Below are 14308 nucleotides of genomic sequence, written 5' to 3'. Positions count from 1 at the left end.
GCATTCCCGATGATCACGACTCCACCCATTCCCCGCAGACCCCGCTGGCGCAGCCTGGCCCTGCTGTTCCTGTGCCTGGCGCCGCTGCTGTGGCCACTGGAACATCTCGCCGAGCGTTACTACCGCAGCGAACTGGTGAGCCAGAATCGCCAGACCCTCGACCTCTACGTCGCCAACCTGCTGGGTACCCTGCACCGCTACGAGGTCCTGCCGCAGATCCTCGGCGACCTGCCGGCCCTGCGCGCCGTACTCGCCGAGCCGGACCAGAGCCTGCGTCTGGAAAGCGCCAACAGCCTGCTGCGCGACATCTGCAACCAGACCGGTGCCGAAGTCATGTACCTGATGGACACCAGCGGCAAGACCCTGGCCGCCTCCAACTGGGACAAGCACGACAGCTTCGTCGGCCGCAATTTCGCTTTCCGCCCCTACTTCAGCGAAGCCATGGCCGGTCGCCTCGGGCGTTTCTTCGGCCTCGGCACCACCTCGGGCAAGCGTGGCTACTTCTTCGCCGCGGCGGTACGCGACGGCGACAAGGTGATCGGCGCGCTGGTGGTCAAGGTCGACCTGGACCACACCGAAAGCCTCTGGGGCAAGACCCCCGAACAACTGCTGGTGACCGACCACAATGGCGTGGTGATCCTGACCTCGCGGGCGGAGTGGCGCTTTCGTGCGACCCGCCCCCTGGACGGCAACGAACGCGATGCCATCACCGCCGTCCAGCCCTACCCGACGCGCAATCCGCAGCCGCTGAACCTCAACCCCACGGCCTGGCTGACGCAGACCCGGCAGATCGACGAAACCGGCTGGAGCGTCAGCATCCTCGCCCCGCGGACGCTGATCGATCGCCCCGTGCGCACCGTCGTCGCGGTCGGCGGCGCGACCCTGCTGGTGCTGATGCTGCTGCTCGGGCTGATGATGCAGCGCCGGCGGCATTACCTGGAGCGAATCGCCTTCGAGGCCAAGGCCCGCCGCGAACTGGAAATGCGCGTCGCCGAGCGGACCAGCGACCTGGAAGGCCTCAACCGCCGACTCAAGCAGGAAGTACTGGAGCGCGAGCATGCCCAGCAGGAACTGGTGCGCGCCCAGGACGACCTGGTCCAGGCCGGCAAGCTTTCGGCCCTGGGCACCATGTCGGCAAGCATCAGCCACGAACTCAACCAGCCACTGGCGGCGATCCGCAGCTACGCGGAAAACGCCGAAGTGCTGCTCGATCACCAGCGCACCGACGACGCCCGCGGCAACCTCAAGCTGATCAGCGAGCTGACCGGACGCATGGCGTCGATCATCGCCCACCTGCGCGCGTTCGCCCGCCGCGACCGGCATGCCCCGGAAAGCGTGGCCCTGCAGCCGGCGCTCGACGACGCCCTGGCCCTGCTGGCCAAGCGCCGACGGGCGATGGAAGTCGAACTGATCCGTGACCTGCCGGCTGCCGCGCTGTGGGTCGAGGCCGGCGAAACCCGGTTGCGCCAGGTGCTCGGCAACCTGCTGGCAAACGCCCTCGACGCCCTGACCGAAAAGGCCCCGCCGCGCAAGCTGTGGCTCAGTGCCCAGGAATCGCCGGAAGGCGTGACCCTGACCATTCGCGACAACGGCCCGGGTTTCTGCCTGGAAGCCCTGGGTCGCGCCGGCGAGCCGTTCTACACCACCAAGACGCGCACCCAAGGGCTCGGCCTGGGCCTGGCGATCTGTGATTCCCTGATGCGCGCCTTCGGCGGCGAACTGCTGTTTGCCAACCACCGCGAAGGCGGCGCCCTGATAACCCTGCGGATGCGCGCCGGCGCCCCCGGCGTCAGCCTGCAACCGGCCGAGGACTCGAGTGTATGAATATCGACCACCAGACCCAGGTGGTACTGATCGACGACGATCCCCACCTGCGCCAGGCCCTGAGCCAGACCCTGGATCTGGCCGGCCTGAAGATCCTGCCGCTGGCCGAGGCCCGTGGCCTGGCCGCGCGCATCGAGCGCGACTGGCCGGGTGTGGTCGTCAGCGATATCCGCATGCCGGGCATGGACGGCATCGAACTGCTCAACGAGCTGCATGCCCAGGACCCGGAGCTGCCGGTGCTGCTGATCACCGGCCATGGCGACGTGCCGCTGGCTGTCCAGGCGATGCGCGCCGGGGCCTATGACTTTCTGGAAAAACCTTTCGCCAGCGATGCCCTGCTCGACAGCGTGCGCCGCGCCCTGGCCCTGCGCCGCCTGGTGCTGGACAACCGCAGCCTGCGCCTGGCCCTGAGCGATCGCCAGCAACTGGCGACCCGCTTGCTCGGCCACTCGCCGCAGATGCAGCGCCTGCGTGAACAGATCGGCGCGCTCGCGGCGACCAAGGCCGACGTGCTGATCCTCGGCGAAACCGGCGCCGGCAAGGAAGTCGTCGCCCGTGCCCTGCATGACCTGTCGAACCGGCGCAACGGCCCCTTCGTGGCGATCAACGCCGGCGCCCTGGCCGAGTCGGTGGTGGAAAGCGAGTTGTTCGGCCACGAACCGGGCGCCTTCACCGGCGCGCAGAAACGCCGGATCGGCAAGTTCGAATTCGCCAACGGCGGCACCCTGTTCCTCGATGAAATCGAAAGCATGAGCCTGGATGTCCAGGTCAAGCTGCTGCGCCTGTTGCAGGAGCGGGTGGTCGAACGCCTGGGCGGCAACCAGCAGATCCCGCTGGATATCCGCATCATCGCCGCGACCAAGGAGGACCTGCGCCAGTCCGCCGATCAGGGCCGCTTCCGCGCCGACCTGTACTACCGGCTGAACGTCGCGCCGCTGCGCATTCCGCCACTGCGCGAACGCGGTGAGGATGTGCTGGTCCTGTTCCAGCATTTCGCCGACGAAGCCAGCGGCCGCCATGGCCTGCCGCCCCATGGCCTGCAGCCGGCGCAACGGGCGCTGCTGCTGCGCCACGGCTGGCCGGGCAACGTGCGCGAACTGCAGAATGCCGCCGAGCGTTTCGCCCTTGGCCTGGAACTGGCGCTGGACAACAGTGCCCCGGAAAGCCTCGATGCGCAGATCGCCGTTGGCAATCGCGCTGGCGGCCTGAGCGAACAGGTCGAGCACTTCGAGAAATCGCTGATCGCCGCCGAACTGGCGCGCTCCCACAGCTCCCTGCGCAGCCTCGCCGAAGCCCTCGGCATCCCGCGCAAGACCCTGCACGACAAACTGCGCAAACACGGCCTGAGCTTCGACAGCGGCAGCCACAGCGGCGGCGAGGAGCTCGAATGAATCACACCACAGAGGTCACTGCATGAACCGCGACAGCCACTACCTGGAATCCATCCTGCACCACGACATTCCCCTGACACGCGAGATGGGGCTCAAGGTCGGCGGCTGGGAGGGCGGACAACTGCGCCTGTGGCTGCCGCTGGAACCCAACGTCAACCACAAGAGCACCATGTTCGGCGGCAGCCTGTACTGCGGCGCGGTGCTGGCCGGCTGGGGCTGGCTGCACCTGAGCCTGCACGAGGCGGGTATCGCGGACGGGCACATCGTGATCCAGGAGGGCCAGATCAGCTACCCGCTGCCGGTCACCGGCGATGCCGAGGCGATCTGTGCGGCACCGGACGAGAAGGTCTGGAAAAAATTCCTGGCCACCTACCAGCGTTACGGCCGCGCGCGGCTGACCCTGGAGACCCGGGTGATGAATGTCGGCAGCGAAGACGAGGCGGTGCGTTTCAGCGGCCAGTACGTGCTGCACCGCTGAAATCCCCCCGTAATTGCAACCCTCAAAAAACGAACCTGCCACGCACTGTAGGAGCCGGGCTTGCCCGCGAACCGCCAAAGGCGGCCATTCAAAACCGTTCCGGATGGCCGCCGCTGGCGGTTCGCGGGCAAGCCCGGCTCCTACAATCAGTAAAACGTCTAGGCCTGCGGCATCTTCGGCAACTGCTCCCGCCACAACGCCTGCTCCGGCAAGGCCAGGAAAAACGGATTGAGCAACGACTCCCGCGCCGGATAACTGAAGCGCTCGCCGCTCAGTTCCAGCACTTCACCGCCCGCCCCCTCCAGTACGCCCTGGGCCGCCGCCGTATCCCACTGGGAGGTTGGCGCCAGGCGCGGATAGAAGTCCGCGGCGCCTTCGGCCAGCAGACAGAACTTCAGCGAACTGCCGATATTCGCCAGCTCCAGCTCACCCAGGCTGGCACTCAGCCCGGACAGCAACCGCTCCTGCTCGGGGCTGGAATGCCGACGGCTGGCCACCACCGTGAACGCGTTACCGGCCGGCGGCTGGGTCCGCACCCGGATCGGTTCGGGCGGCAGGCCGCGGTCCGCGCGCCAGGCGCCCAGACCGGCGCCGCCGAAATAGGCACGACCGCTGGTCGGCATCGAAACCACGCCAAACACCACCCGCCCCTGCTCGATCAGCGCAATGTTCACAGTGAACTCTTCACTGCCGGAAATGAACTCCTTGGTACCGTCCAGCGGGTCCACCAGCCACCAGCGCTGCCAACCGGCACGCACCTCGCGGGGGATGTCGGCGTCTTCCTCGGACAACACCGGGATATCCGGCGCCAAGGCGCTCAGGCCGGCGACGATCAGGTGATGCGCCGCCAGGTCCGCGGCCGTCACCGGCGAGGCATCGGCCTTGTCCATCACTTCGACATCAGCCCGCCAGAACGGCAGGATCGCCTCGCCGGCCTGGCGGGCCAGTTCGATGACCGGGGCCAGGAACGGATGCGGCAGGCTCACAAACGAATCACTCATGGTTGAAACACTCCACGCTGGGTCAACAGGTCACGGGCCAGGTACAACGCCGCCAGCGCACGACCCTCGGTGAATTGCGGGTTCTGCGCCAGGCCGGCCAGCTCGCGCAGGTTCACCCGGTCGACCCGCATCGGCTCGGGCTCGTCACCCTCAAGACGCTCTTCATACAGGTCGCTGGCCAGGACCACCTGGATCTTCTGGCTCATGTAGCCCGGCGACAACGACAACTCGGTCAGGTGCTCCAGTTGCCGGGCACCGAAACCGGCCTCTTCCTTCAGCTCCCGCTCGGCCGCCGCCAGCACATCCTCGCCCGGCTCGATCAGCCCCTTGGGCAGCGACAGTTCGTACTCATCGGTGCCACCGCAATATTCCTCGACCAGCACCGCATGCTCGGCATCGAGCATCGCCACGATCATCACCGCACCGTAACCGGTGCCCTTGCCCACCAGTCGTTCATAGGTGCGCTCGACACCATTGGAAAAACGCAACTGGACCTGCTCGACACGGAACAGACGGCTGCTGGCGACGATTTCACGGGCAAGTACGGTGGGTTTCTGGCGCATGGCGGCTCCTGGGCGTTAACGGGTTACTATACCGTGGCTTTTCCGATTGTCTGTGTCGGATATCCTTTTTCCCGGTCGAGAAGTTTCCCATGCCCTCATTACCCTGGCGCGACATCGATACCGTTCTGCTGGACATGGACGGCACCCTGCTCGACCTGCATTACGACAACCACTTCTGGATGGAACACCTGCCGCGACGCTATGCCGAGCTGCACGGCGTCAGCCTGGCCATGGCCGAGGCGGAGCTGGGTTCACTGTTCCGGGACCACGCCGGCCAGTTGCAATGGTACTGCCTGGACTTCTGGAGCGAGGAGCTCAAGCTGCCGGTGCGCGAGCTGAAGCTGGAAACCGCGCACCTGATCGCCCTGCGTCCGGACGCCGACACCTTCCTGAAGGCGATCCGCCAGGCGGGCAAGCGGGTGATCCTGATCACCAACGCCCATCGCGATTCGTTGTCACTGAAGCTGGAGCGGGTCGAACTGGCACCCTACTTCGAGCGCCTGATCAGTTCCCATGATTACGGCTTCGCCAAGGAATCCCCGTCATTCTGGGACGCGCTGCAGGCCGATATCGGCTTCGATCCGGCACGCAGCCTGTTCATCGACGATACCCTGCCGATCCTGCGCAGCGCCCGGCGATTCGGCGTCGCGCACCTGCTGGCGGTGCGCGAGCCGGACAGTCGCAAGGGGCCCAAGGACACCGAGGAATTCGCCGCCGTGGGCGACTACCGCGAATTGATCGCGGACTTGTAGGAGCGGGCGGTACGGCGATCCGGCTTGCCCGCGAACGCGTCATGAGGGCGCTAAAAGCTTCGCGGGCAAGCCCTGCTCCTACAGGCCGTGCATTACTCGGGAATACGCAGCGTCTGACCCGGATAAATCTTGTCCGGATGTGACAGCAACGGTTTGTTGGCCTCGAAGATCCTGTTGTACTGGTTGGCGTCGCCATAGACCGCCTTGGAGATCGCGCTCAGTGTGTCGCCCGACTTCACCACGACAAACCGCGCGGCCGCCTGCACCGGCCCACTGACCGTGAGCTGGTCGTCGACGCTGCCGATACCGGCAATGTTGCCCAGCGCCAGCAGGATCTTTTCCTTCTCCTCCTGGCTGGCGACCTCGCCCGTGACCGTCACCTTGTCGCCCTCCACCGTGGTCTGGACATTCGGGTTGCCCAGGCCGACCCTGGCGATATGCGCCTTGAGTTGCTCGCCGGCATTGGCATTGCCCGGGGTCAGCAAGTCGAGCAGCTTCTCGCCCGCCTCTTTCACGAAGCTGAGGATACTCATGGTTTCTTCTCCTTGATGGGTGATATCCAGACGCGAACCACTGGACCGGGCACGTCTGCGACAGGTTCCGGACAGACCCATGACTCAGCGTAGCCCAACCGCGCTAGAATCCGGGCCTGGACCGCGCCTGGAGCGACGATGGACATCAAACAGCTGAAATTCCTGATTGCCCTGGACGAAACGCGACACTTCGGCCAGGCGGCGGCACGCTGCCACATCACCCAGCCGACCCTGTCCATGCGCCTGCGCAACCTGGAGGAAGAACTCGACCTGCAACTGGTCAACCGCGGCCAGCGCTTCGAGGGTTTCACCGCGCCCGGCGAACGAGTGCTGGCCTGGGCCCGCACCGTGCTGGCGGCCTACGATGGCCTGCAGGCCGAGGCCGCCGCCTGTCGCGGCAACCTGATCGGCACCCTGCGCCTGGGCGTGGTGCCGCTGTCGAACTTCGACCCGCTGCACCTGATGCAGCGCCTGCATGCCGAACACCCGGACCTGCGTTTCGAACTGTCGTCCCTCAGTTCCGAACAGATTCTCGAACAGTTGGCGAGCAACCGCCTCGACCTCGGCGTCTCCTACCTCGATCGCCTGGACACCGAGCGCTTCGACGCCCTGCCCCTGAGCGAAACCGCCATGGGCCTGCTCTACGACCAGCGCTTCTTCGACTTCGGCGACCAGCCGCTGAGCTGGGAGGCGCTGACCGAACTGCCGCTGGGCATGCTCACCAGCGGCATGCACTTTCGCCAGTCCATCGACCACAACTTCCACAGCCGTGGCCTGAGCCCACAACCGCTGCTGCAGACCGACGCCGTTCATCAATTGTTGCAAGCCGTGAATGGCGGCCTGTGCTGCGCGATCATGCCGCTCAACAGCGGCCTTGAGACCCTGACCGACCACCTGAGCCTGCAACCGATCGAAAATGCCCGGACCCTGGCCAACCTCGGCCTGATCATGCGCCGTGGCGCGCCGCGCTCGGCCCTGGCCGAAGCCTGCTTCAGGCTTTATCAGAAATCGCCAAGCGGACTTTGATCGACATCATCTATCGGTGGATCAGTACTAGCGATTAGACGTGACCTTTTGCCGCGCCTAGTCTTAGCACCGTACATTTCGCCGGTAATCCTCCATGCACGCCAAGCCAGACGGCTGCGCGATTCCTGTCACCACAGCAGCCGCGCCGGCCGCCAGCCAGAGCTACCAGTACAGCGACCTCGATCATCACGAAGCCGCTGAGACCTCACTCGCCGAAGAAGTCGCGCTGGCCATCGCCTACAACGGCATCAGCCAGGCCGTGATGCTGGTCACACCCACCGACCTGGAAGACTTCATCGTCGGTTTCAGCCTCGGCAGCGGCATCATCCATGACGCCACCGAACTCTACGACCTGAAACTGACCAGCAATGGCGCTGCCCATTACGCCGAAGTGGAGATTTCCAGCCGCGCGTTCTGGAGTCTCAAGCAGCAGCGCCGACAACTGGCCGGCACCAGCGGCTGCGGCCTGTGCGGCGTCGAGGCGCTGGAGCAGGCCCTGCCGGAACTGAACGTACTGCCCGGCGCACCACTGCCGCCGGCCGCCTGGCTGGTCGACCTGCGCCAACGCATCAGCGCCTTCCAGCCGCTGGGCCAGCACTGCGGTGCCGTGCATGCCGCCGTGTTCATGAACGATCAGGGCGAACTGCTGCTGGGCCGCGAAGACATCGGCCGGCACAACGCCCTCGACAAGCTGATCGGCGCGCTGGTCCGCCAACAGATCCCGACCGCCGGTGGCATGGCCATCGTCACCAGCCGCTGCAGTCTCGAATTGATCCAGAAAGTGCTGCGGGCCGGCATCCAGACCCTGGTCAGCCTGTCATCCCCCACTGGCCTGGCGCTGCAATGGGCGCGTCGGCACAACCTCAATCTTATTCACCTGCCGCAGAAAAGTGCGCCGCGGGTCTACAGCCCTGCGATGGAGAATCCCGCGTGAGCAATCATAATCAAGCCGACCAGATCCCGACCCCACGCTACAAGCCCTACAAGGGTCCGGCCGGCGGCTGGGGCGCACTGATCAGCGTGGCCCAGGCCTGGTTGACCAGCGACAACGCGCTGAAGAACATCCGCATGATGCTCAAGACCAACCAGAACGGCGGCTTCGACTGCCCCGGCTGCGCCTGGGGCGACTCGCCGGAAAGCGGCATGGTCAAGTTCTGCGAGAACGGCGCCAAGGCCGTCAACTGGGAAGCCACCAAGCGTCGGGTGGATGCCGCGTTCTTTGCCAAGCACAGCGTCAGCTCGCTGTTCGAGCAGTCCGACTACTGGCTCGAGTACCAGGGCCGCCTGACCGAGCCGATGAGCTACGACCCGACCACCGACCGCTACAAGCCCATCAGTTGGGACGCGGCGTACGCGCTGATCGCCAAGCACCTGCTGAACCTCGACAGCCCCGACCAGGCCGAGTTCTACACCTCGGGCCGGGCCAGCAACGAGGCGGCGTACCTGTATCAACTGTTCGTCCGGGCCTTCGGCACCAACAACTTCCCCGATTGTTCGAACATGTGCCACGAGGCCAGCGGCGTGGCCCTGGCGCAGAGTGTCGGGGTCGGCAAGGGCACCGTGACCTTCGACGACTTCGAACACGCCGACGCGATTTTCGTCTGGGGCCAGAACCCCGGCACCAACCACCCGCGCATGCTCGAACCGCTGCGTGAAGCCGTGAAACGCGGTGCCCAGGTGGTCTGCATCAACCCGCTCAAGGAGCGCGGCCTGGAGCGCTTCCAGCATCCCCAGCACCCGCTGGAAATGCTCACCAACGGCAACAAGCCGACCAACACCGCCTACTTCCGCCCGGCCCTGGGCGGCGACATGGCCGTGCTGCGCGGCATGGCCAAGTTCCTGCTGCAATGGGAGCGCGAGGCCCAGGCGGCGAACGAGCCGTCGGTGTTCGACCATGACTTCCTCAACGAACACACCGCCAACGTGCTCGACTACCTGGCCGCCATCGACGAAACCCCGTGGGCACAGATCGTCTCGCAATCGGGCCTGCCCCTGGTCGAAATCGAGCAGGCGGCGCGGATGTACGCCAAGAGCAAGAGCGTCATCATGTGCTGGGCCATGGGCATCACCCAGCACCGCCATTCGGTGGCAACCATCCAGGAAATCGCCAACCTGATGTTGCTGCGCGGCAACATCGGCCGGCCGGGCGCAGGCCTGTGCCCGGTACGCGGCCACAGCAACGTGCAGGGCGACCGCACCATGGGCATCAACGAGCGCCCACCGGTGGCCCTGCTCGACGCCCTGGAACGCCGCTTCCAGTTCAAGGTACCGCGCAGCAACGGCCATAACGTGGTCGAAGCCATCCATGCCATGCTCGAGGGCCGCGCCAAGGTGTTCATCGGCCTCGGCGGCAACTTCGCCCAGGCCACCCCGGACAGCCCGCGGACCTTCGAAGCCCTGCGCAACTGTGACCTGACCGTGCAGATCAGCACCAAGCTCAACCGCAGCCACCTGACCCACGGCAAGGAAGCGCTGATCCTACCGTGCCTGGGCCGCACCGACATCGACCTGCAGGCCGAAGGCACCCAGGCGGTGACCGTGGAAGACTCGTTCAGCATGGTCCACGCCTCCAACGGCCAGTTGCAGCCGCTGTCGAAACAGATGCGCTCGGAACCGGCGATCATCGCCGGCATCGCCGCCGCGACCCTCGGCTCGCACCCGGTGGACTGGAACTGGCTGGTGGGCGACTACAACCGCATCCGCGACCTGATCGCCGACACCATTCCCGGCTTCAAGGACTTCAACCAGCGTATCGGGCACCCGGGCGGTTTCTACCTGGGCAACGCCGCCGGCGCCCGGCGCTGGAACACGCCTTCGGGCCGGGCGAACTTCCGCTCCAACGGCCTGCCGAGCGACCTGATCCACGAGCTCACCCACGCCACGGGCAGGAAACCGGACCTGATCCTGCAGTCGATGCGTTCCCACGACCAGTACAACACCACCATCTACGGCCTCGACGACCGCTACCGTGGGGTCAAGGGCCAGCGCGAGGTGCTGTTCGTCAACGAGGCGGACATCATCCGCCTGGGCTTCAAGCCGGGGCAGAAGGTCGACATCGTGTCGCTCTGGGAAGACGGTCGCGAGCGCCGGGTCAAGGGCTTCACCCTGCTGGCGTTCGACATCCCCGCCGGCCAGGCCGCCGCCTACTACCCGGAAGTGAACCCGCTGGTGCCGCTGGAAAGCGTCGGCGACGGCAGCCACACCCCAACCTCCAAGTTCGTCGCGATCCGCCTGGAAATGGCCAGCGAGAACGGCCTGATCCTCGCCCAGGCCAGTTGATCCGAGCCGCCCCGGACGCCTTGCCAGAGGTGCCCGGGGAATCTCCCGCCGTAATAGCAAAAAGCCATTCGACAAACCGCAAGCCCTTTACTAGAGTCTGCGGGCGGTGCTCCTCACGCCCTCATCCGACGGTGCTGACCGGCACCCGCCCAGGGATCCTGCCCGCAGGTCGGGCACATCCTCTTTAGCACGGAACGCGGAGAGCACTCATGTCGATCACCCCCGGCCATACCCCGCATCACCACGGCAGCCAAACCCCTCCCAAGGACAAGCGCATCGTCAGCGCCGCGATCCATCCCGCGATCGGCGTGGCGCGGGTCGGCAACAGTGAATCGGACTACTTCATCGGCCCCCAGGTGACCGAGCCGCGGCCCGAGCCACTGGGCTTCTACCGGGACGCCCAGGGTGCACTGAAGCGCCAGGCCGCCGAGTTCCGCATCTATGGCTACAACCTGGCTGGAGAGGTGGTCGCCGAACTGACCGCGCAAGACGCCGAGATCACCTGGTCGGCCCATGTCGCCAACCGCAAGGCGCAGTGGTACCAGTGGCAGTTGGCGATGGACATTCCCGAAGCCGCCAGCAAGGTGCTGCCCCTGCGCAATGCCGAGATCAAGGACCCCAAGGCCCGCGCAGCCCTGGCCATCGACGGCGGCCTGCAAAGCATCCGCGGCACGAACCAGGCCGGTGTCGAGTTCAACGGCCAGTACGAAGGCGTGCCAGTGTATCTGGGTGAGTTGCGCACCGATGCCCAGGGTCGCCTGCTGTTCCTCGGCGGCCGCGGTGTATCGGCCTCGCCCCGGAACACGCCGATCTTCAACCCCAAGGACGACAACAGCTTCATCAACGCCGATGGCTGGTACGACGACACCAGCGATGGACCGATCAGCGCCCAGGTCAGCATCGGCGGCCGGTCGATTCCGGTCGAATCGGCCTGGGTGGTGACCGCGCCGCCCAACTATGCACCCCAGGTCAAGACGGTACGCACGCTCTACGACCTGACCTACGACCTGTTCATCCAGGCCGGCTGGCTGAAGCCGAACACCTCGACCTCCTTCCGCCAGGATGTCTACCCGATCCTGCAACGTCTATCGGGCCTGCAGTGGGTCAACCAGGGCTTCGCTACCCAGTTCGGCCACAACAGCCCCTACAACTTCGAAGACCCGGCCTTCATCGCCAAACTGGCGCACAAACCGGCACCAGGAGACTACGACGTATTCCAGGAAACCCGCCGACAGATCCTCAACAGCTTCCGCCTGCCTGAACCTGCCGACAACAACCCGCTGCCCTGGCCTTGGATCTACGGCGATGACATGGAGCTGGGGAACAACCCCAGCCCACGCCAGAACTCGTCGATCACCCAGACACAGTACCTGGCGCTCAGCCGCTGGGCTGACGGCCAGTTCGAGGCCGACTGGCCCGGCGTCCCACTCCCGGACAATCTGGATTCGGTAGCCCTGGCAGAGCAGCCAGCCATGCTTGACCGCGCCGCCCTGGACTTCTGCCTGGCCGACGCTTTCCACCCCGGTTGCGAACTGACCTGGCCGATGCGCCATCTGCCGCTCTACGCCAAGCCCTGGCGCATTCGTCAGCGCCCGGCCGGCAGCCCCCAGCCGGACTACGGCCCAACCCTGAACCAGACCCAGGCCCTGGCTGTCGGTGGTCCGTTGTACGGGCAAGGCCCCGGCGACCTGAACCGCTGGATGGGCTTGCCATGGCAGGCCGACACCGCCTATTGCCGAGGTGGCTACAACCCAGACTACAGTCCGTTCACCGCGACCTTCTGGCCGGCGCGCGTGCCCAACCAGGTACTCAGTGACGCGGACTATGCCCTGGTCATCGACCCTGCGACCAAGCCCGAGCAGCGTCTCGACGCGTTCGCCGATCGCAGTAACTGGAATGCCCCGCTGCTGGTCGAAGGCCCGAAAACCTCGACCGCCAAGCAGATGACCACGATGGTGGATATCTTCGGCTCCATGGGCCTGCTGGAAGTGCGCAAGCACGTTTTCGACAGCCCGCTCTATCCGAACACCATGATGGTTGCCAGCTACGGGCCGCAGATCCCCACGAGCCAGACCTTCGCCAGCCCGGCGCTGGCTGCCGACTTCGTCGCGGCGGGCGCGCCGACGGACGACACCGCGGGGGCACCACGGCCACCACGGGGCGCCAACTTCAGCAGCCAGGAAGACGCCGAGCAGGCGCCACGCGGCGGGAGACAGTCGCGCTAAATGGAGCGCTACGACGTCGCCATCGTCGGCGGCGGCCCGGCCGGCTCCGCTACCGCCATCACCCTGGCGCGCCTGGGTCGGCGGGTGCTGCTGGCCGACTCCGCGCCCATCGGGCGCTTCCGGGTGGGCGAGGGCTTTCCGCCCAGTGCCCGCTCGCTACTCGCCGACCTGGGCGTGCTCGACGGCTTTCTCGCCGCCGGGCACCGTCCCAGCTACGGCAACCTTTCCGTATGGGGCTCGGACGAGCCGCACATGGACGATTTCATCTTTCAGACCCAGGGTCGCGGCTACCAGTTGGACCGCCTCGCCTTCGACACCCAGTTGCGGGCCACGGCACGCCAGCTCGGTGTAGCGGTCCACGAAGCCACCCGGCTGGTCGCCACACCGCGTGAGGCCGGTTTCAGCCTGCGCCTGGCCAGCGCCGACGGCGAGCGACAGGCCGAATGCCGCTGGCTGATCGACGCCGGCGGCCGCCCGGCGGTACTCGCCCGTCAGCAGGGCGCCCAGCGCCAGGTCGAAGACCGGCTGACCGCCTTCTACCTGCTGCTGCATAGCCGGCAAGGCACCGATCGCGATGGCCGCACGCTGGTCGAGGCGGTGGAAAACGGCTGGTGGTACAGCGTGCTGCTGCCCTCGGGGGAACGGCTGGTGACCTTCCTCGGCGACCTGGACCTGCTCGACCGCCAAACGCTGCTGAGCGGCGATGGGCTGTGGCAGCAACTGGCTCATACCCGCCTGTTGTCGGCCTTGTGTCGTGAACACGGCTACCAGCCCGGCAGTTCCGTCCAGGGCATGGATGCCGCCAGCGGACAGCTTTCGCAATTTCACGGCGAACACTGGACGGCCGTAGGCGATGCGGCACTGGCCTTCGATCCGCTGTCGTCCCAGGGCATTGCCACCGCGCTCTATTGTGGCCAGTATTGCGCTCGCGCCGTGCACGCCACGCTGAATGGTGAGCGCGAAGCCCTTCCCACCTATGCGGATCTGCTCAGGCGGATCTACAGCGCCTACCTGGGCAACCGGCAACAGTTCTACGGGATGGAAAAACGCTGGGGCGAATCGACGTTCTGGAAGCGGCGCCAGCCTCTTCCAGTGCGCGCACAAGGCGCGAAATGATGGGGTTCAAGTAGCCTCAGACCTTCCAAAATCAACTAAGTTCCCTAGTAAAATCAGTAAGTTATCTTTTTGTATACAGGTCGTGCTATTCGTCGGATTTCCGTTGTAAGCCCACTGTCA

General features: G+C 65.9%; 12 protein-coding genes. 9 read left to right on the top strand and 3 right to left on the bottom strand.

Annotation, left to right across the window (positions count from 1 at the left end):
- Window positions 1-9 precede the first annotated feature (9 nt).
- The 3 genes from ACMGT0_RS02430 to ACMGT0_RS02420 are packed head-to-tail and all read left to right on the top strand — an operon-like array spanning window position 10 to window position 3693.
- A complete protein-coding gene (locus tag ACMGT0_RS02430) occupies window positions 10-1824 on the top strand; it encodes a sensor histidine kinase (RefSeq protein WP_054062037.1) in 1815 nt (604 codons plus the stop codon).
- Window positions 1821-3215 (top strand): sigma-54-dependent transcriptional regulator, encoded by a 1395-nt coding sequence (locus ACMGT0_RS02425; RefSeq protein ID WP_054062036.1) that lies wholly within the window; start codon window positions 1821-1823, stop codon window positions 3213-3215. Before ACMGT0_RS02430 ends, ACMGT0_RS02425 begins: the two co-directional genes overlap by 4 nt.
- A 22-nt stretch (window positions 3216-3237) precedes the next feature.
- Window positions 3238-3693 carry a YiiD C-terminal domain-containing protein gene (locus ACMGT0_RS02420; protein ID WP_054062035.1) on the top strand — a complete coding sequence of 152 codons (456 nt, stop codon included), beginning with the start codon at window positions 3238-3240 and terminating at the stop codon, window positions 3691-3693.
- A gap of 158 nt (window positions 3694-3851) precedes the next feature.
- Here the strand turns inward: ACMGT0_RS02420 and cysQ are convergent, their stop codons facing one another.
- Together cysQ and nudE are read right to left on the bottom strand one after the other, a co-directional pair.
- Window positions 3852-4694, bottom strand: coding sequence for a 3'(2'),5'-bisphosphate nucleotidase CysQ (gene cysQ, locus ACMGT0_RS02415; protein WP_273826026.1), 843 nt, complete (start codon window positions 4692-4694; stop codon window positions 3852-3854).
- A complete protein-coding gene (gene nudE / locus ACMGT0_RS02410; RefSeq protein WP_054060339.1) occupies window positions 4691-5257 on the bottom strand; it encodes an ADP compounds hydrolase NudE in 567 nt (188 codons plus the stop codon). The genes cysQ and nudE overlap by 4 nt, the downstream gene beginning before the upstream one ends.
- Before the next feature lie 89 nt (window positions 5258-5346).
- Here nudE and yrfG point away from each other — a divergent pair, with 89 nt between their 5' ends.
- Entirely contained in the window at window positions 5347-6009 is a 663-nt protein-coding gene (gene yrfG / locus ACMGT0_RS02405) for a GMP/IMP nucleotidase (RefSeq protein ID WP_054060340.1), read from the top strand.
- A gap of 92 nt (window positions 6010-6101) precedes the next feature.
- Here the strand turns inward: yrfG and lysM are convergent, their stop codons facing one another.
- On the bottom strand, window positions 6102-6542 hold the full coding sequence (lysM, locus tag ACMGT0_RS02400; protein ID WP_416771348.1) for a peptidoglycan-binding protein LysM: 441 nt from the start codon (window positions 6540-6542) through the stop codon (window positions 6102-6104).
- A 138-nt stretch (window positions 6543-6680) separates the two neighbouring features.
- On the opposite strand from lysM, the gene ACMGT0_RS02395 reads away from it, so the two are divergent.
- From ACMGT0_RS02395 to ACMGT0_RS02375, 5 genes are all read left to right on the top strand, one after another.
- Window positions 6681-7568, top strand: coding sequence for a LysR family transcriptional regulator (locus ACMGT0_RS02395; RefSeq protein ID WP_054060342.1), 888 nt, complete (start codon window positions 6681-6683; stop codon window positions 7566-7568).
- 94 nt (window positions 7569-7662) lie between these two features.
- Window positions 7663-8502 (top strand): formate dehydrogenase accessory sulfurtransferase FdhD, encoded by an 840-nt coding sequence (fdhD, locus tag ACMGT0_RS02390; protein WP_416771345.1) that lies wholly within the window; start codon window positions 7663-7665, stop codon window positions 8500-8502.
- The gene (locus tag ACMGT0_RS02385; protein WP_054060344.1) at window positions 8499-10847 is read left to right on the top strand and encodes an FdhF/YdeP family oxidoreductase; all 2349 of its coding nucleotides are present in this window, start codon (window positions 8499-8501) and stop codon (window positions 10845-10847) included. The genes fdhD and ACMGT0_RS02385 overlap by 4 nt, the downstream gene beginning before the upstream one ends.
- Before the next feature lie 209 nt (window positions 10848-11056).
- Window positions 11057-13072, top strand: coding sequence for a LodA/GoxA family CTQ-dependent oxidase (locus ACMGT0_RS02380; protein WP_416771343.1), 2016 nt, complete (start codon window positions 11057-11059; stop codon window positions 13070-13072).
- Complete coding sequence (locus tag ACMGT0_RS02375) at window positions 13073-14188, top strand: tryptophan 7-halogenase (RefSeq protein ID WP_416771342.1); 1116 nt, start codon at window positions 13073-13075, stop codon at window positions 14186-14188.
- Window positions 14189-14308 lie beyond the last annotated feature (120 nt).

Origin of the sequence: Pseudomonas sp. RHF3.3-3, from assembly GCF_048069595.1 — a bacterium.
GTDB classification, from domain to species: domain Bacteria; phylum Pseudomonadota; class Gammaproteobacteria; order Pseudomonadales; family Pseudomonadaceae; genus Aquipseudomonas; species Aquipseudomonas fuscovaginae_B.
This window is presented reverse-complemented; position numbering and strand designations above follow the sequence as displayed.

Bases quoted from the DNA above. Each gene is read 5' to 3' on its own strand.
- ACMGT0_RS02380 (WP_416771343.1), top strand. From the start codon at position 11,057: ATGTCGATCACCCCCGGCCATACCCCGCATCACCACGGCAGCCAAACC.
- ACMGT0_RS02425 (WP_054062036.1), top strand. From the start codon at position 1,821: ATGAATATCGACCACCAGACCCAGGTGGTACTGATCGACGACGATCCC.
- lysM (WP_416771348.1), bottom strand. From the start codon at position 6,542: ATGAGTATCCTCAGCTTCGTGAAAGAGGCGGGCGAGAAGCTGCTCGAC.
- ACMGT0_RS02375 (WP_416771342.1), top strand. From the start codon at position 13,073: ATGGAGCGCTACGACGTCGCCATCGTCGGCGGCGGCCCGGCCGGCTCC.
- nudE (WP_054060339.1), bottom strand. From the start codon at position 5,257: ATGCGCCAGAAACCCACCGTACTTGCCCGTGAAATCGTCGCCAGCAGC.
- ACMGT0_RS02395 (WP_054060342.1), top strand. From the start codon at position 6,681: ATGGACATCAAACAGCTGAAATTCCTGATTGCCCTGGACGAAACGCGA.
- fdhD (WP_416771345.1), top strand. From the start codon at position 7,663: ATGCACGCCAAGCCAGACGGCTGCGCGATTCCTGTCACCACAGCAGCC.
- ACMGT0_RS02430 (WP_054062037.1), top strand. From the start codon at position 10: ATGATCACGACTCCACCCATTCCCCGCAGACCCCGCTGGCGCAGCCTG.
- yrfG (WP_054060340.1), top strand. From the start codon at position 5,347: ATGCCCTCATTACCCTGGCGCGACATCGATACCGTTCTGCTGGACATG.
- cysQ (WP_273826026.1), bottom strand. From the start codon at position 4,694: ATGAGTGATTCGTTTGTGAGCCTGCCGCATCCGTTCCTGGCCCCGGTC.
- ACMGT0_RS02420 (WP_054062035.1), top strand. From the start codon at position 3,238: ATGAACCGCGACAGCCACTACCTGGAATCCATCCTGCACCACGACATT.